Below are 19,037 nucleotides of genomic sequence, written 5' to 3' on the forward strand. Positions count from 1 at the left end.
TTTAGGCAGAGGATTTTCAACCTTGGTGACTCCCGTTGCATCCCAGCAGAACATGCTGGCGGCAAATGCACAGGATCAGGTGCTTCAGGTGGGGTTGGGCGAAGTCGTGCCGAGCCCCTTGCAGCCGCGCCGCCAGTTCACCGAAGAGCAGCTCGCGGAGCTGGTCGAATCCATCAGGGAGCATGGCATTATCCAGCCTCTGATCGTGCGCGAGGTGGACGGCAAGTACGAGCTGATTGCCGGGGAGCGCCGCTGGAGAGCCGCCGGAAAACTCGGCAAGGAAAACGTGCCGATCATCGTGCGTGAAGCTTCCGACCGCGACGTGCTGGAAATGGCCCTGATCGAAAATCTCCAGCGCGAAAACCTGACCCCGATCGAAGAAGCTTTCGGTTATGTGCGCCTGCGCAAGGAATTCAAGATGAAGCAGGAGGAAATCTCCCGCCGCGTCGGCAAATCCCGCGCCTCTGTGGCCAACATCATGCGCCTGCTCGAATTGTCGGAACCCTGCCAGGAAATGCTCGTTTCCGGAGGCATCAGCATGGGGCATGCCAAGGTACTGCTTTCGCTGAAGGATCAGGAAGTGCAAACCCGCGTGGCGCAGGATATCGAACGCCGTTCACTGACCGTGCGCCAAACGGAGAAAATCGTTCACAATATCCTGAATCCCAAGGAAGAAGCGCCTGCCAAGAAAACGGTGTCTCCTGTACTTGAACCATACTGCCACAGGCTGACGAAGCAGTTCGGCACGCCCGTGACCATCTCTGCCAAGGGTGCGCACGGCACGATTGAAATCTCCTATTCCAACCGTTCCGAACTGGTGCGTTTGCTCGAAATCTTCGGCATGGATGCGTCCGAACTCTAAATGCCCATTGCCATGTTCCGTTCCCTTGCTTTGCTGGCGCTTGTTTCCTGTCTGGCTGCCTGCCATGAGCGCGAGGCAGATGCCTTGCCGGGGAATGCCGGGCTGGAACAGCTGGGATTCGTGGAAACGGAGGCGTTTTCCGGACAGAATGCCTGGATGCACACCAACGAACTGGTAAAAATGGGGAGCCGCCCGACCGGATCCGAGGCTTACAAGACGCAATTGGAATACATCCGCAGCCAGCTCACGAAGAACGGCTGGGAATGCAAGATGATGGATTTCACCGTAACCAACCCCATGACGGGAGAACCCGTTCACATGCAGAATCTGCTGGCCCGTTTCGGCAACGGCCACGACTTCGACGAGATGGTGAACGGCATCGTCTCCTGCCATATCGACACCAAGGAAGGCATACCCGGTTTCGTGGGGGCGAATGACGGTGCATCCGGCGCAGCCGTGCTGCTGGAACTCTCCCGCGTACTGGCCGCTCATCCCGATCTCACCCGCAAGGTCGAACTCGTCTTCTTCGATGGCGAAGAATCCTTTGCGCCGCACATGAATGAAGAGGACGGCCTCTACGGCTCGAAATACGATGCAGGCCGCCGTGGCGACAAGCAGCCGCTCTGGATGGTCAATCTGGACATGGTGGGCCGCGACCGGATGAAAATCCGCATACCGTGGGACACGCCGCAAAGAATCTACGAAGAATACAAAAGGGCTGTGCAGGCGCTCAACTTGCCTTCCTCCCAGTGGGGCGTATCGGAAATGCCCATTCTGGACGACCACAAGCCTTTCCTCAGCAATGGTGTGTATGCCCTGAACCTCATCGACGATTTTATGGACGGCGACTGGTGGCACACAGAACGGGACAACATGGACATCATTTCTCCCGACTCTTTGGAAACGACGGGCAAAGTCGTCATGCAGCTGCTCAAACAGCTCGTGCCGGGCGACTCGATGTAAGAACCGGGGTTGCTGCACAAGGAAGCGCATGACGCGGAAAGGCATCCGTACAAAACGGAGAGACTGCCGCTCGGATTGCTTTTTTTCGGAGGCTTGGTAGCGTAGGTGCATGCTACCGGCCAACCGACGGACGAAAACCGCCAAAAACATGGTCAAAGCTGCCATCGTCCTTTATGGCTTGCAGCTTGTGCTTTCGTTGATTCTTCATGTGCAATCATACCGCCGTTATGAGGCGGATGGCATCTCAATCACCTTGCAGATGGAAACGCCCTGGTATGGGAGCATCATACCGGGAATAGGCTTGGTACTGGATGCAGGGGACTTCATGCTTGGACACGACACGGCGGTCACCTTTCAATACGGAGACTGGACTTATACGCAATTTTCTGACGATGCTGACAGCGTGGATTGGAAAAATGGCTTGCACACGCGGAAAAACGGTGATTGGATCAGCCTGTATGCGAAGGGCAGGGACATGCCCATTATCTCGATGCCGATTCAGGGAGCATGGATTGATCCATGAGCGGAAAAACGGGAAAAAAGTGGTAGCATGCAGGCTTCGGCATATTTTTGTTGTAGACATGTTTTATTGTTGGTTTGCACGTAATCTATTTGAAAAAAGAAGATAGTGTTTGTTAGTTGCGACGGAATGGCAAAAGAATGTTATTGACGGGGCCGTGGGAAAATGTTAAATGAAAAAGGTCTTGAAGGTTGTGGCTCATGGCAGTCGCTTCCGTAAGGATTTCATCACCCCCAACACCCCCTGCAATGAATTACATTCATCAAAACAGCTATATAGTGCCCGGAACTCCGGGATACCGCCTTATCGAAAACAGCTCCGCAACCCGGCCTTCCGCCGGTGAAGCGTCCGCCTTATCAGGCGAAAGCGGCGACATGATCGCCCTGTCGTACTCGCATGGCAAACCGTCGAACTCCTCGCACGTCATGACGCCGGTACGAGGCACCTTCATCCTGCCAGAACTCCCCGAAGGGGGCACGCACACCGTCGTGGCATCGGGCAAGGTGGACGACTCCGTCAGCCTGACAGTAGACGACAGCAGCGTATCCTCCACCTCGGGAGCGCCCCATTCCTTCTCGATCAGCATCGAAGGCCTCCAACCCGGCGTCCACAAACTCGCCGTCGTCCACCACAACATCGACTACTACCCGGACCCCACGGGCAACATCTCCGTCATCTCCGGCAGCGTCGGCCCGTGCCCCCGCTTCGAAATCGAACCGGATGAAAACGTCAAGGTAGACTGCGAATGCGGCTGCGGCTGCGACCGCAACGACGGCGACTCCGGAGGAGAGCTACCCGCCCCGGCCGCCCGCATATCCATACCGCACGGCAGCTTCGGCTCCTCCTCGGCAGGCAGCGGCATCATCCGCGAAGCCCGCCTGCAATACATGCGCTGGAGCGTCACCTTCGGCACCTTCCGCGGCATGGGCGGCATCCCGAAAGGCCGCATCGAACTCATCGGCTACCGCTACTCGGCCTCCCTCCTCACCCCGGCAGGCCTCGCATACAGCCACCCCGCCGCCTCCTTCGTCTCCCTGCCTGCGGGCGGCATCCGCCCCAACAGCCTCCTGCGCGTCCGCCAGGGCGGCGCCTACGCCAACTACATCTGCGACGCCAACGGCCGCACCGCCTTCGGCGTCGGCTCCACCTCCTCCAGCACCGACCGTGCGGACTTCGTCACGGAACTCGTCCGCACCCCCTCCGCCGCCCTCCCTCTGGCGGAAGCCGCCTACCTCCGCATCCTGAAAACGGACGGCACGGCCACCTTCTACCACCTCGAAACGGGCGCCTTCGCCGCCTGCATCTCATCGCAAAACAGCCTCCTCACCGCCGAAGAGGCCGCCCAATACCTCGACATCGTCCGGGAACAAAACGGCACCATCCGCCAAATCTGGAACTACTGGGACGGCCTTGCGGACATCGTCGCCGCAGAAAACGGCTACATCGTCGCCCTCTACCTCCCGAACCAAATCACCGGGCAGAACCCTGCCAGCGGCCTCTACACCACCTCGGGCACCCCCTTCCAAACATACGCCATCGGCGGCGACCCGGCGGCCTCCAGCCTCACCGTCACCGAAACCGACCACACCCTCCCGGCCTCCATGCCCCCCTACACCACGGAATGGACCGAAACGGACCGCCTGTGGAACATCACCCGCGGCACGGGAGACACCGCCGTCTCCACCACCCGCACCCGCGAAACATCGCCCCTCGCCGGCACCTACCGCATCGTCACCACCGTCAGCAAAGGCGGGGCAGCCGCCTCCGTCGTCGCAGAAAACTACATCTCCCTCCCCGTCGGCGAACTCCTCCTCAGCCGCACCGAAGGCTACGGCAGCCCGCAGGCCCTCACCACCGCCTACACCTACGACGGCGCCGGCAGCCGCATCAGCTCCATCGGCCCGCAGCAGGGAGAAACCCGCACCATCCACGACGCACACGGCCGCGCCACCGTCCTCGCCCTCCCGTGGGCAGGCGGCCAAAACCGGATCATCAACACCTCCTACCGCAGCGACGGCGCCACATGGACCGACGAACCCGCGCAAATCGACACCACCATCGTCGACGCGGGCGGCATCCCCCGCCTCCACCTCCGCGAAACATACGCCTACAGCGAAACAAACGCCGTCAAACGCGTCGAAAAACGCAGCACGGCCAACGGCCTCACCCGCCTCGAAATCACCGAAACATGGCAGGGCAACGCCGAAAACATCCATGCCCGCGGCCGCCTCCGCATGACCCAGACCGCCGACGGCATCCAGACATGGCACGACTACGCCCCCGCCTCGGCACACGGAGCCCTCTACACCGCCACCGAAGAAACCCGCATCGGCGGCCAGCCCGTCCCCGGCCACAGCACCCGCAGCACCGCGTGGATCGACGCGCAGGGCAACGCCCTCCGCACCGAACAACACATCCTCGACAGCGCGGGCCACTGGCAACTCCTCGCCGCCGCCGACTACGAACACGACATCCGGAACCGCTGGACCAAACGCACCCGCAGCAACGGCCGCACCACCACCCGCGCCCACATCTGCACCGGAGACCTCCTCCGGGAAACCGACGAAAACGGCACCACCACCACCTACGGCTACGACAGCTCCCGCCAGCTCATCGAAACCGTCCGCAGCGCCACGGCAACCACCCCGGAAACCGTCACCTCCTACCAACGAGACGCCCAGGGCCGCATCCTCCGCACGAGACGCGACACCGGAGCCATGACCACCGTCGAAACCGCCGCGTACGACCTGCAGGGCCGCCTCATCGCCCAAACCGACACCCTCGGCCGCACCACCGCCTACGCCTACAGTGCGGACGGCCTCACCGAAACCCTCACCACCCCCTCCGGAGCCACCCTCATCACCGAACGCAACCCGGACGGCAGCCTCGCCCGCCAGCACGGCACCGGCCAGCGCGAACTCCTCCACGAACACGACTACAGCAACGCCCGCATCCGGCACACCGTCAAACTCGCGGACCGCAGCACCATCCTCTCCCAAACCCTCGAAAACGGCTTTGGAGAAACCGTCGTCGTCACCACACCCAGCACCACGGGCTACCTCTACGACCGCACCACCTACAACAACAAAGGCCAAATCACCCAGCGGCAGCGCGACACCGGCTCGGCAGCCGGCTCCCTCGCCATGGCTCCCACCCTCTACGAACACGACGCCTTCGGCAACCCCGCCAAAGAAACGTGGAAACTCGCCGCCACCCCCACCCTCGCCAACTCCCGCATCACCACCTGGGCCTACCGCGTCGAAACGAGGGCCGACGGCATCTACCGCATCGCCGTCGCCACCAAAAACAACGGCAAAGGCACCACCTGCACCGAAACCGCCGCCCAACTCATCTCCGAACACCCCACGCTTGAAACCCGCAGCGAACACACCTGCCCGCGCGGCCACACCACGGTAGACAGCACCGCCTATGGAGAAGGCGCGGAACGCATCGTCACGCAAACCCTCCCCACCTCCGTCATCGAAGCCGCCGCCACCGTCATCGACGGCTACACCGTCTCGCAAACCGACCACGCCGGCATCACCACCACTGCCCGGCGCGACTGGACCGCCACCGGCCTCCGCCTCACTCAAACGGACGGCCGCGGCAACGCCTCCGTCACCCTCACCGACATCGCCGGCCGCCCCGTCAGCGCCACCGATGCTGCGGGCCACACCACCGCCACCGCATACTGCCCCTGCTGCGACAACCCCGCCTGCATCACCGATGCACTCGGCCACACCGCCCGGTATGCCTACGACATCCGGGGACGCAAAACCGCCGAATGGGGCACCGGCATCCAGCCCGCGCGCTACGCCTACGATGAAGCCGACCGCCTCACCGCCCTCACCACATGGCGTGCCGACGAAGAAAACATCGAAACCGACCCCACCGAACGCACCGACGGCGACACCACCACATGGCAATACCATGACGCCACCGGCCTCCTCACCCGCAAAACTTATGCGGATGCTTCGCACGAAGACACCGAATACAATGCCCTCAACATGCTCTCCCAAAAGACGGATGCGAGAGGAATCGTTTCAACGTACACGTGGGACACCGCCAAAGGCCTCTGCACCCGCATCGAACACAGCGACGCCACCCCGGCGCAGCAAAACACCTGGAACCACATCGGCAACCTCTACCGCATCGCGGACGCCCAGGGCACGCGCGACATCGTCTACAACAACTACAACGAAAAAGACACCGACAGCGTCACCGTCGCCGGCATCAAACACACCGTCACCGAAACATACGACGCCTACGGCCGCCCCGCCGGCTACACCCTCACCAAACCCGGCAGCACCCTCGACACCGTCGCCTGGCGCTACGGCACGGACGGCCGCCTGAACCAGGCCTCCTTCCTCCAGGGAACGGAAGAAAAAACATTCGCATACGCCTACCTCCCCGGCAGCCACCTCCTCCACACCCTCGCGCACCCCAACGGCCTCCTCACCACCCGCAGCTACGAACCGCAGCGCGACCTCCCCACAGCCATCGACACCACGCGAGGCGCCACCGGAGTCGTCCTGCGAGGCTACACCTACGATGCCCTCGGCCGCCCCGCCACCCGCACCCGCGCACGGCAGGGAACCACCCGGCAGGACGCCTTCGCCTACAACGACAGAAGCGAATTGACTGGTGCAACCCTCGGAACCGCGCCCTACGCTTACGCCTACGACAACATAGGAAACCGGGAAACGGCGCAGGAAGCGGCGCAATCTGTCACCTCCTATGCCGCCAACCAGCTCAACCAATACACCGCCATCGGGCAGAATGCGGCGGAACCCTTTATTCCCGCCTACGACGCTGACGGCAACCAAACCACCCTCCAGACACAAACGGGGAAATGGACCGTCGACTACAACGCCAACAACCGTCCCACCCGCTTCACCAGCCAGGACGGCAACACCATCGTCGAAAACGGCTACGACTACATGGGACGGCGCTACATGAAAAAAGTCTCCGTCAACGGAACCGTAATCCTGCACCAGCACTACCTCTACCGTGGCTACCTGCAAATCGCGGCCCTCGACCTCACGCGCAGCAACGCCCCGGCCCTCTGGCTCCTCCACTGGGACCCGACCCAGCCCGTAGCGACGCGTCCCCTCTCCCTCCGCAAAAACGGCACATGGTACACCTACGGCCACGACCTCACGAAAAACGTCACCGAACTCTACAAGGCTGACGGAACCATCGCCACGGCCTACGACTACACCCCATACGGCACCGTCACCGCCAGCGGCATCGACCAGCCCATCCAGTGGAGCAGCGAACACTACGACCCCGAACTCGCCCTCGTCTACTACAACTACCGCCATTACAACCCCGCCGACGGCAGATGGATCAACCGCGACCCCATCGCTGAAGAAGGAGGGAGGAATTTGTACGGGTTTGTTGGAAATATTTTGAGGAATGTCGATTTGAAAGGGTTGAAAGGATATCCTGCTTGCGTCTTAACGAAAGGGATAGTTACTCAACAAGGGAAATTTATTCGGAGGACATGGGTGGGTCCAGAACATATTACTACAAGACGTAAATGCTATTATCGGTGTTATCATCGTGGTACTGACAATTGCTATAGCATACCATGTGTGCCATGGTGTAAAAAAGATCATGGAGTAGAAATATTGATAACAACTGTTTCAAATAAAACAAATATACCTGCACCTTCTTGTTCCTCAATAATACATCTGATAGAGGACGGGACTCTTCAAAGCGGTGATGTCGTGAGAAGATAACAAATTAATTTCGATATGAAAATATACTTAATAATCCTTACATTATTTTTATTACCTATAGATTTTCTTATATTTAAATTTATTGTTTTAAAAGTTTTCTTTAAACAAAATTATGAAGATGCAGAATCTGCTATCTTTGTAAGTTTGTTTGGAGATTGTTTTCGAGATCCGTCTTGGATAATGATTTTTTTAATGATAATTTGTATGATATTTGTTCATTTGATGTTAGTGTATTTTTATAAAATTATTATGAGATAATGGTATGCATCTTCTTGGATATAGTTCCGAGAAACAAAAAATTATCAAATTCACACAAAATGATTTAGATTCTTTATTTGTTAATAAAACGATGTTGTGTTGCTGTAAGAAGAGAAGTAATACAATTTCACCAAATGATATTGAAAAAGAATAACAATGAATAAAGTATGAAAATAATAGGATATGTGTTTATTTTTGCGATGACTAGTATCAAACCATTGATTGCTGATATTCCGATATGTGCATATACCCAACATAGATCGCTTGATAGGGAATCGATCATTGTTCATGGGACACTTACACCGTTTTTCTATAAAGGAACGGAATACACGACAATAGAAGATCTCGCTAAAGCCTTAAATTCCAAAAAATCTTATCGTTTGGAAATTTCAAAATCGTTGTCTACGCATCGTGAAATTAAAGATTTGATCAAACAAATGGAACAAGCAGGTATTTCCATTCATTCCATTCGTTTCAGTCAAAATAATGGACCTCTTCTTAAACCAGTCAAAAAAGAAGAATTTATGAAGTGGGAAGATAACTAGAGACTAAACTTGCGGGATTGTATGGTTGGGAGGGAAGATTTTCTCTCCCAACCGTATCCAAAACAGATATGACTCTGTGGGAGGCGCTACATGAAAAAAGTCACCGTCAACGGAACCGTAGTCCTGCACCAGCACTACCTCTACCGTGGCTACCTGCAAATCGCGGCCCTCGACCTCACGCGCAGCAACGCCCCGGCCCTCTGGCTCCTCCACTGGGACCCGACCCAGCCCGTAGCGACGCGCCCCCTCTCCCTCCGCAAAAACGGCACATGGTACACCTACGGCCACGACCTCACGAAAAACGTCACCGAACTCTACAAGGCGGACGGCACCATCGCCACGGCCTACGACTACACCCCGTACGGCACTGTCACCGCCACTGGCATCGACCAGCCCATCCAGTGGAGCAGCGAACACTACGACCCAGAACTCGCCCTCGTCTACTACAACTACCGCCATTACAACCCCGCCGACGGCAGATGGATCAACCGCGACCCCATCGCTGAAAAGGGCGGGAGGAATTTGTACGCTTTTGTCGGGAATAATTGTATAAGGTGGAGTGATTGGTTAGGATTTGTGCCATTAATTCCGTGGATAGAAGAACATTTTATTCAAGAAATAAAAAACAGAAAGAAAACAGATAATAGTTATCGGAATGCAATTATGAATATATGTGTAATTACTGCTGAAGGGTGCATCGGAGTCACAAAAGCAACTCTAGGTCAAATTCATCTAGATATGAGTAGATGCTATGCACAATATGAGGAAGCATATCAGAAATTGCAAAGTATGAAAGAAAGCAAAGAATGTGAAAATGCTAAGAATATGTTTGGAGGGAAAGCGTGCCCTCGTATTTTCGGAATTCACACATTTGAAGGTGAAACTAATAATGGTACGCCGAGAATATTTAAACAACGTCCCGATAAAACATATAATGTTGATTCCGTGATAGATGGAAGACATAAACCAATAAAAAATCAAGGAGAGGCGGTCGGCCGATATGATTTTTGCATTGTGTCTATAGATGGTAGCACTGTTCAAGGAGCAGACCATTCTGATGGTCCTATGTTAGTCGATATATTGACTCGATTAGAACAGGAAATTCCTCAGCATATTCTGGATTCAGTCCAAGATGGTGCAATGGATATTTATACGTGGAAGCGAGAGCAATGGGCGGGATCCTTGGGAAAAGATTATAATCGTGAATTTTGGTGTGTTACTTGTGAGCAAGATGCTATTTTAAATTTACAATGAAACATGAATAATAATATTTTATTTATAATATTTTTTACAAGATGGATAAATTGCGCTTCTGTAGAAGGAATGACCTTTTCTCATCCAAATCTTGATGATTTATTACGGCCATCGGTAGATTTGCCTCAAAATAAAGAAGAACAATCTAATCTACCTGGTATTTTTAATGTACCAGGCATATTGGAAGAAGGAAATTATGCCGAACTTAAAAGAGACATGGGTGCGAATCGTCAGACTTTTGGCCAATATCAATCTTATTTGATGCAGAGTATGCAAAGGGCGGTAAATGGTGATCCTCATGCACAAGTTGTTATAGGCAATTACTATGCCCAGAAAGTACGAACATCGTGTGAATCTGTAATTGAATCTGCTACAACTTCTGTAACAAAAAAGGATTATATGAGTTTTGCCTTGGAAGCAATCAAATGGTACACGCTTGCAGACAATCAGGGGGATATGGAAGCCCCTTACCGCATGTACGAACTGATGTTTCTCATGACATTGCCCAATCGTTCCGGAGATATTCGAAAGCAGGCGATGGCATTTTTGAAGAAATCGGCAGATGCAGGATACTTCGATGCTCAATGTGCTTTAGGCCGAGCATATATGGAAGTGTATCAGAATTATGATAATAAGAAACTTGATGGTTCGGATAGTCCGGCTTCGTATTTGTTTGTTGAACGTATTTCGCGTGATGAAAGTTTGCGCAAGGCTTTGGAATATTTAGAGAAGGCCATGATGCATGATCATGCAAAAAATTACAAATCATTGGAGGATGATATTAGGAGATTGAAAGTATACTAACGCGTTCATCAGAATAATACATTGTAGCATGTAATATTTGTGCAGTACATTCTTGATGAAATTCTGTGAATATATTACCTTCGACTAAAAGAGTGTGATTTAGCTATCCTGTATTGTCTCCAATACAGGATAGCAGTTTATTATGAGAGTGATAAGGATGTAACAAGTGAATGTTTATTTTTTCCATCAGAGCAAATGGCAGTACCGTCATCGAAAACGGCTACGACTACATGGGACGGCGCTACATGAAAAGAGTCACCGTCAACGGAACCGTAATCCTGCACCAGCACTACCTCTACCGTGGCTACCTGCAAATTGCGGCCCTCGACCTCACGCGCAGCAACGCCCCGGCCCTCTGGCTCCTCCACTGGGACCCGACCCAGCCCATCGCCACCCGCCCGCTCTCCATCCGCAAGAACGGCACATGGTACACATACGGGCATGATTTGACCAAGAATGTCACGGAACTCTACAAGGCGGACGGCACCATCGCCACGGCCTACGACTACACCCCGTACGGCTCAGTCACCGTCAACGGCATCGACCAGCCCATCCAGTGGTCCAGCGAACACTACGACCCAGAACTCGCCCTCGTCTACTACAACTACCGCCATTACAACCCCGCCGACGGCAGATGGATCAATCGCGACCCCATCGCTGAAAAGGGTGGGCGGAATTTGTACGCTTTTGTCGGGAATGCGCCAACATTATATTGTGATTCTCTAGGTTTATGGGCGCGAGAAGATGAATGGACATTTTCCTCATCTGGATATAAAGGACATATTTGTGCTCAGGAAAATGATTCGTGGGAAACGCTTTATAAAGAAATTGCGGGAGAAATAGTTCATATACCTAAAGGTATGCCCGAAAAGGGTAAGATATATGAAGTAGCTCCAATTCTTCAAGCTCTAGAAAAACAAATTAGAAATAATATTGTTGCTGCAACAAAATCACTAAATGCAAACTTTGGTAAAGTACAATACTTCGATTTAAATTGGCAAGGAGATGAGTTAGATAGATTTTTCCATGAAGGAAGAGGTCCATTGGAATGCCATCACGCAGTTTTGGTAGTAGTGGCCAAGGGTGTTATGGATACAGTTGGAAAAAGCGTCTTCAATGATCTCTTTACATTAAGATCATTTAAAAAACCAGATGGTCAATACTTAATGCAAGTGAAGGCGAGCGATATTAAATCCATGCAACTTGGCGACTGGGGGTATATAAAAAATGATCCCAGATATGATAGTAGATTAGGATCTTTACAAGGCGAAAATATTATTAAATTAGGTGATGATCAATTCTAGGGACATGGTATTCCTGTTCCGAGTACCGAAGAAGAAGTGAAAGAAATATTAACCAGAGGATCCTATATGCAGGGCATTAAAGAACCAATTATTGTCTTTGATCAAACAACAACGTATTTTCCTCATGTTGCCAAGATTGGACAGGCCGTATTCGATTATAAAAAAAGTAAAAGCATAGTATGATGAAACTATCACAAATCAGTAATATAAATATATACTTCATTTTAACATGTGTTATTATTTTTGATTCAGCATATTCCGAAGGAAATATCAAAACACCTCAAGCCTCCAAAGTTATGGATGAACACCTCATCAAGATTGATCGAATCATTCCAAATCGAATCACTACAAAACTTCAGTATCAGCAAGTCATTGATAATCTTTTTCAAGAATTAGCAAAAGTATCTGATCAAGAGATCGTACAGTATATATATGCCATTGATCAGTCTTCTATAGTCGAAGATAAAAAAGATTTATCTATGGGTATTCTGTTTTTGCGATTACGCCAACACGATCTTTTACTTGAAGTGTTATCACAAGTTCAAAATATTCCATGGTCAGCGGGATGGCGGCCGCTCTCTTTACATCTATATGAATGTGGAATTAGTGCACAAGAAATTGAAACATTAAAAAACAAGGCCGAAAAAGATTCAACGAAAAAAGAACGTTTTGCACTGATTCTTTTAGAATATATGGAAGGCTATATTCCCATATCTGCTCCTCTGACAGAAAGAATTCCTTTAAATAAATAGGTTCAATCCAACTTTAAAAGTCTCTCTCTGAAGAGAGAAAGGAAAAAATGATAGATGTCGGAGTGATGATGCTTGAATCTGCATTCATATTTTTTGAGATGTAACAGAAAGGGTATTCCTTTAAATCTCTTGCGTTTCATCACACTGATTTTAGCAATCTCTCGGCAGTTTTCAATTTAATTGATATGTATTGCGTTTATTGCAAGCTATTTACTCCTAATCTCGACTGTTTCATGGCTTAGATATCCAAAGCAAAAAGTTCAAAGGGTGATAGTTGTTTTCTCTAATAAATTGCATGATTTACAAATAGTTTATTTAGAATATGTTTCAAGACAAGCTAGAGAAAATGGCATATGGATTGTAAACCACGTTCGTGATTGTTTAAGAAACGCCCAACGCCCACTTAGACAATAGTCATGGCAACTTATGCCTTGGAGGATATGCTTCCTCCAAGGCATATAGTCGAAGCAATGCTATGACTCATTAATTATTAATTTAAAATGAAAAATAGAAGATTATATATGTGAAAAGTAACCGTCAACGGAACTATGATCCTGCAGCAGCACTACCTCTACCGTGGCTACCAGCAAATCGCGGCCCTCGACCTCATGCGCAGCAACGTCCCGGCCCTCTGGTACCTCCACTGGGATCCGACCCAGCCCGTAGCGACGCGCCCCCTCTCCCTCCGCAAAAACGGCACATGGTACACCTACGGACACGACCTCACGAAAAACGTCACCGAACTCTACAAGGCGGACGGAACCATCGCCACGGCCTACGACTACACCCCCTACGGCTCAGTCACCGCTACAGGCATCGACCAGCCCATCCAATGGTCCAGCGAACACTACGACCCCGAACTCGCCTTCGTCTACTACAACTACCGCCATTACAACCCACTAGATGGTCGTTGGATCAACAGGGATCCCATCGCTGAAAAGGGTGGGCGGAATCTGTACGGGTTTGCCCGAAATAGGATAATGGATTTATTCGATTTTTTGGGAACCGAAGAAGGTGATAGTGTCATTAAAGAATGTACGATTATGCTTATTTGGGGACATGGTAATCAAGTTTTAGACTGGGTAGATCAAGAGTGGATTTATTATAATTCGGAGTCATGCAAATTTGGATTATTAGGATGCCAAATCAAGTTGCCTCAAACTAGGTCGGACTTTCAAATTCCCAATTTTCCAGATGTGTCAAGAGGTAATATTGGTGTAGCGGATACTTCTAAGAATGCGGGATTAAATCCTAATCGAGGAAGAATATCAGGCGATGTGCGTCAGGGATTTGCTAATTTATTAGCAAAGGCTCGCCAGACAGCAAATGCTGAAGCCCGGCGCCTGTGTGAATGTACATCCTGCACCAAGATTACAATGAAATTCATTGCAGTGGGAGATAGGGCCAGATCTGATGATGAGAATAACTTACCCAATAGGGTGATGGGAACGACTGAACAGGGTAAATGGAATAGATTTATGACATGGGAGATTCGGTGTCCCCAAAAACCTGCTCCGTTTGATGAAAATAAAGTGGCATTTGATGTATAGATCTTATGATAAAAGAAATCATTATTTCATGTATTAGTTATATTTTGGGTGTTTTTGATCATGTACAAGAGATAGAAATTCAGCTGAATCTTCCGAAAAATGATGCTTTTGAATTTAAAATCACTCCTGTTGAAAAGGAATTATCCAAACATTTCTTTTCCAGCCTTGAAGTAAAATCAAAAGCCATTCGAGCAAAGCTGCCTCCTGGTGAGTATGAATTAAACATTCGCCCGGCAAATGATTCCTTCATTCCTGATTATATTATTTTGGCTCGGTTTAAAGTGCATAGGTCAATGCCTCGTTATTCTGTGACTGTTCCAGATGGCAAGATGAGAGTATCTTTTCATGAATCATTGTTTTCACCGTTGGCAGAAAATGATATTGGTATCATTCTGGCACGAAATTATTTTTCAGAAGAATTGAATGCATCGGTTGCTTGTAAGCTGTTATTTCCATTAACTCGTGAGATAGACTCGTATGTGGGAGATTTGCGATATCTAAAAGAAGGTGTATATACATTATCTGTAATTTATTATGATGAAGATTTATCAGCCAATAACCCTAAAAGATTATTCGATATAAATGTGCAGAAAAGAAACGGCAAGATGACTTATTCGATATTGAAAAATAAAAAATGAAGACAAAAGTTCTATTATTGCGAGATATGCATGATATTGTCATTGTTGATAATGGAATGAATGATTATTAATGAATTCGAAGATGATGTATTAAAAATGAGAAGTAATTTATCTAAATTACTAAAGTGACACTATGCGTTAAAACTGATTTTATCTACTATCCTGTACCAGAAATGGTACAGGATAGTAAATTAGATTGTCTGTATGGGACAGCTCTACATGAAAAAAGTCACCGTCAACGGAACCGTAGTCCTGCACCAGCATTACCTCTACCGGGGCTACCTGCAAATTGCCGCGCTCGACCTCACGCGCAGCAACGCCCCCGCCCTCTGGCTCCTCCACTGGGACCCGGCCCAGCCCATCGCCACCCGCCCGCTCTCCATCCGCAAGAACGGCACATGGTACACATACGGGCATGATTTGACCAAGAATGTCACGGAACTCTACAAGGCGGACGGCACCATCGCCACGGCCTACGATTACACCCCGTACGGCACCGTCACCGCCAGCGGCATCGACCAGCCCATCCAGTGGAGCAGCGAACACTACGACCCCGAACTCGCCCTCGTCTATTACAACTACCGCCACTACAACCCACTAGATGGGCGTTGGATCAACAGGGATCCATTTGCAGAAAACGGGGGGAGAAATTTGTACGCTTTTGTCGAGAATTCCATTTATGCTTTTTTGGATGTTCTGGGACTAGAATTGATTCACATTCCGAATACGGATGCTACCTTGGATATGTCACGTATTAATTGTATCGAATATTCAACAGGGTTAAATGGCGATTTGCAGTTAGGAGCCAGTTCTTTCGATGAACTGTTTACTGCATTGGGATGGAGCTGTACCAATATGAAAAATGGTGGGGAATGTCATTGTGATTGTGACACGGAAGAAGCAATGGCTGTTTATGTACATATTCGTGCTCGTGAAAATGAAAACGGAGAATTAATAGACCCCAGAAGATTACGTGCGGTGGTCGATGATCTAATGAAAAGAGCGTATATAGATGATATATGGACAGCACGAAGTATATGGAAAATAAGAACGATAGATGAAATAGATCTTATTGATCTTCTGGACGTTCATGGTGTCCGTAGAAATTGCTTGGAAGAAGACGGATCGCCCAAAGCTTGGGATTATGTTCCTGAATCTGGAGTGAAAGGTACGGAATCTGTGAAAATACGGTATGTCTCGGATCCTAATGTAACATCTCCTGATATATATAATTATATAAGAAAATGTTGTAAAAAGAAGAAGCAAAAATAATCAAATTATATTTGTATGATCAATTATTAAGAATTTACTATGATAATGCGAAAAAATATGAACATGGACTCAATGGAAAATCATACTCTAAAAAGAATATTGCATAATTATTATATAAGATGTTTTTATTTCTTTTTTGCCTTTTTTATCATTACAGGCGATGTTTTGGCGGATGCTGACGAAAGTGAAGATCATTTAACGACTGTACCTCCCCAATATTTGAAATTGGAAATTAGGACTATTACATATGATAATAAGAAATTGAAAATCAATATGCGATTACAAAATATTAGCAATGAAAGAATTATTTTAAAACATATTTACTGGCCTTTATCTGCGAATTGTATCGAAGAGGATTTGAAAGATAGTCAGACAGTGTTGGGGCATCCTCTCGGTAATCTATTAACATGGAAAGATATAGAATTGAATAATAATGAGTTCATTGAATTTGATGTGATCAATTTCGGTACGATAAAACAAGGAGATCATATCATACGTGTTACATTTGTTATAAATGAATTGCTTATAGATTCAAAGACTCATACCTATTCAGATGTTCGTATAAATTCGAATCATTACAATATCTATATCAAACATGACATAGATACCAAACAATTGTTGGATAAAACGTACCGTAGTGATAACGAGACATCGACATCAAAATGACGAGATGCTGTACTCAGTAGATTATTATGTATATACTTAGTTGATAATTGCACACAAAATAAGTTCTGACAACCTTGTCGTAAAGGATTCTTTCTTTACGACAAGGTAAAACAATAAAATGAACAAAAGGCGTTATTATAAAAAATTAACCGTCAACGGAGTAGTCACCCTCCACCAGCACTACCTCTACCGTGGTTACCTGCAAATCGCGGCCCTCGACCTCACGCGCAGCAACGCCCCGGCCCTCTGGCTCCTCCACTGGGACCCGAGCCAGCCCGTAGCGACGCGTCCCCTCTCCCTCCGCAAAAACGGCACATGGTACACATACGGCCACGACCTCACGAAAAACGTCACCGAACTCTACAAGGCGGACGGCACCATCGCCACGGCCTACGACTACACCCCCTACGGCTCAGTCACCGCCAGTGGCATCGACCAGCCCATCCAGTGGAGCAGCGAACACTACGACCCCGAACTCGCCCTCGTCTACTACAACTACCGCCATTACAACCCACTAGACGGCAGATGGATCGACAGGGATCCCATTGCTGAAATAGGTGGATATAATGTGTATGGATTGATGGGGAATGCTGCAATTCGAATCATTGATTGGTTAGGTACCAAAAAGGTTGAAGGACACCAAAGTCAGGTTCTGACGAAAGATGGTGTATCCTATCCGCACAATTGGTCTTATGGGTTTCATGTTGAAATAAATGTGAATAGAGATAAACAATCAGGGACAATTGATGTAATGATGACGTTGGATTTAGAGGGAAGAGAGAGTGAAACAGAACAATTATTTGAGAATGCAATAAAAAAGCGATGGGATAAAACTCATGCGTTAGTTTGTGAGCCATGTTGTATATTTGTGATTACATTTGATATTGTATGGCAACGGTGGTGGAGGTTATTTAGAGACACAGATCACAAAATATCGATGATGACTGAAGCTGAAAAAAAAGCATATCGTAAAAAATATGGTAAGGATGTTATATTAATGACAAAATGGAGAACTGAACCTGAATTTGTTGATGCTGTCGGGCATGAAATAGGACATCTTCTCGGTTTGCTGGATCGTTATTATAATGTAAATGGTGTAGAATATGGCAGAAATCAAAAAAACAAAGGCATAATGCATGAGGCCCAAGCTATGACAATAGCGTCTGAATATGATACAATAATACAAAATATCAGTGATGAAATTCCAAAAACATGTTATAATTGTAAAGTAGTGAGCCTTCAATAAAAATATCAATATGTATAATTTTAAATTTGGCGTATTATTGAGCGCGTTATGTTTTTGCATCATATCATGTTCGAATTGCCAAAAGAAATATATACCCGTAATAGGCTTGCATCAAATGTCCAAGGAGCAAAGGAAACCTTGGAATGATCTGAATCAGTTATCGTTGGATCTAAATAAGAAAAAGGATGCGGAATTTTTAGTATTATATATTATACAAATTCCTGAGAATCAAGAGAGAGATATTTATTATAAAATACAATTGATATTTGCGCTATCTGAGAATTCCACACATCGCTTCTCGGCTTCTCAAATTAGGCCATTATTGGAATCGAAAAACAAATATGTGCAATTATATGCAACGCATCTATTAGATGATTCAAACGAAAGTGAAAGAATTCTTTTGAAAATCTATTCTTTGGGACTTTGTTCGAAAGATGTTGTGAATTGGATGTTAATCACTCCTAATAATTTTGTGTTTTTGACATGGCATGACATGTGTTACGGTTTTCTGAAACATTATCCAAATAAAAATATAATGAAAGATTTTTTGAAGACGGAAATTCGAGATTCATGTGATAAAAGAAAAAAATACTTGAAGAATTTATTAGACGAAGAATGCTAACTATACAGCTATCTATGATAGTTATTGGAAAAATATA

The 19,037-nt window shown here is 48.5% G+C and carries 15 protein-coding genes; all 15 read left to right on the top strand.

Annotation, left to right across the window (positions count from 1 at the left end):
* Nucleotides 1-25 precede the first annotated feature (25 nt).
* The 15 genes from PYTT_RS10675 to PYTT_RS10745 all read left to right on the top strand — a co-directional run bounded on the left by PYTT_RS10675 (nucleotide 26) and on the right by PYTT_RS10745 (nucleotide 19,000).
* On the top strand, nucleotides 26-862 hold the full coding sequence (locus PYTT_RS10675) for a ParB/RepB/Spo0J family partition protein (protein WP_218107258.1): 837 nt from the start codon (nucleotides 26-28) through the stop codon (nucleotides 860-862).
* A 12-nt stretch (nucleotides 863-874) separates the two neighbouring features.
* Complete coding sequence (locus tag PYTT_RS10680; RefSeq protein ID WP_172801819.1) at nucleotides 875-1,825, top strand: M28 family metallopeptidase; 951 nt, start codon at nucleotides 875-877, stop codon at nucleotides 1,823-1,825.
* Between the two features lie 109 nt (nucleotides 1,826-1,934).
* A complete protein-coding gene (locus PYTT_RS10685; RefSeq protein WP_067775107.1) occupies nucleotides 1,935-2,348 on the top strand; it encodes a hypothetical protein in 414 nt (137 codons plus the stop codon).
* A 245-nt stretch (nucleotides 2,349-2,593) separates the two neighbouring features.
* Nucleotides 2,594-8,089 carry an RHS repeat domain-containing protein gene (locus tag PYTT_RS13860; RefSeq protein WP_071133466.1) on the top strand — a complete coding sequence of 1,832 codons (5,496 nt, stop codon included), beginning with the start codon at nucleotides 2,594-2,596 and terminating at the stop codon, nucleotides 8,087-8,089.
* A gap of 425 nt (nucleotides 8,090-8,514) precedes the next feature.
* Nucleotides 8,515-8,892: a PDDEXK family nuclease gene (locus tag PYTT_RS10700; protein ID WP_071133467.1), complete on the top strand. Its 378-nt coding sequence runs from the start codon at nucleotides 8,515-8,517 to the stop codon at nucleotides 8,890-8,892.
* A 90-nt stretch (nucleotides 8,893-8,982) separates the two neighbouring features.
* Nucleotides 8,983-10,146, top strand: a complete 1,164-nt coding sequence (locus tag PYTT_RS10705) for an RHS repeat domain-containing protein (protein ID WP_067771877.1) — start codon at nucleotides 8,983-8,985, stop codon at nucleotides 10,144-10,146.
* A 3-nt stretch (nucleotides 10,147-10,149) separates the two neighbouring features.
* Complete coding sequence (locus tag PYTT_RS13435; RefSeq protein WP_141675646.1) at nucleotides 10,150-10,950, top strand: tetratricopeptide repeat protein; 801 nt, start codon at nucleotides 10,150-10,152, stop codon at nucleotides 10,948-10,950.
* A gap of 170 nt (nucleotides 10,951-11,120) precedes the next feature.
* Nucleotides 11,121-12,254, top strand: a complete 1,134-nt coding sequence (locus PYTT_RS10715; protein ID WP_067771883.1) for a TGL-type protein-glutamine gamma-glutamyltransferase — start codon at nucleotides 11,121-11,123, stop codon at nucleotides 12,252-12,254.
* Between the two features lie 179 nt (nucleotides 12,255-12,433).
* Nucleotides 12,434-13,006 (top strand): hypothetical protein, encoded by a 573-nt coding sequence (locus PYTT_RS10720; protein WP_141675647.1) that lies wholly within the window; start codon nucleotides 12,434-12,436, stop codon nucleotides 13,004-13,006.
* A gap of 548 nt (nucleotides 13,007-13,554) precedes the next feature.
* A complete protein-coding gene (locus tag PYTT_RS10725) occupies nucleotides 13,555-14,556 on the top strand; it encodes an RHS repeat domain-containing protein (RefSeq protein WP_067771886.1) in 1,002 nt (333 codons plus the stop codon).
* 5 nt (nucleotides 14,557-14,561) lie between these two features.
* The gene (locus PYTT_RS13440; protein WP_141675648.1) at nucleotides 14,562-15,194 is read left to right on the top strand and encodes a hypothetical protein; all 633 of its coding nucleotides are present in this window, start codon (nucleotides 14,562-14,564) and stop codon (nucleotides 15,192-15,194) included.
* Nucleotides 15,195-15,398: 204 nt separating this feature from the next.
* Nucleotides 15,399-16,466: an RHS repeat domain-containing protein gene (locus PYTT_RS10730; RefSeq protein ID WP_067771890.1), complete on the top strand. Its 1,068-nt coding sequence runs from the start codon at nucleotides 15,399-15,401 to the stop codon at nucleotides 16,464-16,466.
* A gap of 57 nt (nucleotides 16,467-16,523) precedes the next feature.
* Nucleotides 16,524-17,132: a hypothetical protein gene (locus tag PYTT_RS10735; protein ID WP_141675649.1), complete on the top strand. Its 609-nt coding sequence runs from the start codon at nucleotides 16,524-16,526 to the stop codon at nucleotides 17,130-17,132.
* A 118-nt stretch (nucleotides 17,133-17,250) separates the two neighbouring features.
* Complete coding sequence (locus tag PYTT_RS10740) at nucleotides 17,251-18,378, top strand: RHS repeat domain-containing protein (RefSeq protein ID WP_067771896.1); 1,128 nt, start codon at nucleotides 17,251-17,253, stop codon at nucleotides 18,376-18,378.
* A gap of 115 nt (nucleotides 18,379-18,493) precedes the next feature.
* Complete coding sequence (locus PYTT_RS10745; protein WP_067771899.1) at nucleotides 18,494-19,000, top strand: hypothetical protein; 507 nt, start codon at nucleotides 18,494-18,496, stop codon at nucleotides 18,998-19,000.
* Nucleotides 19,001-19,037 lie beyond the last annotated feature (37 nt).

Source organism: Neoakkermansia glycaniphila, assembly GCF_900097105.1.
GTDB classification, from domain to species: domain Bacteria; phylum Verrucomicrobiota; class Verrucomicrobiia; order Verrucomicrobiales; family Akkermansiaceae; genus Akkermansia; species Akkermansia glycaniphila.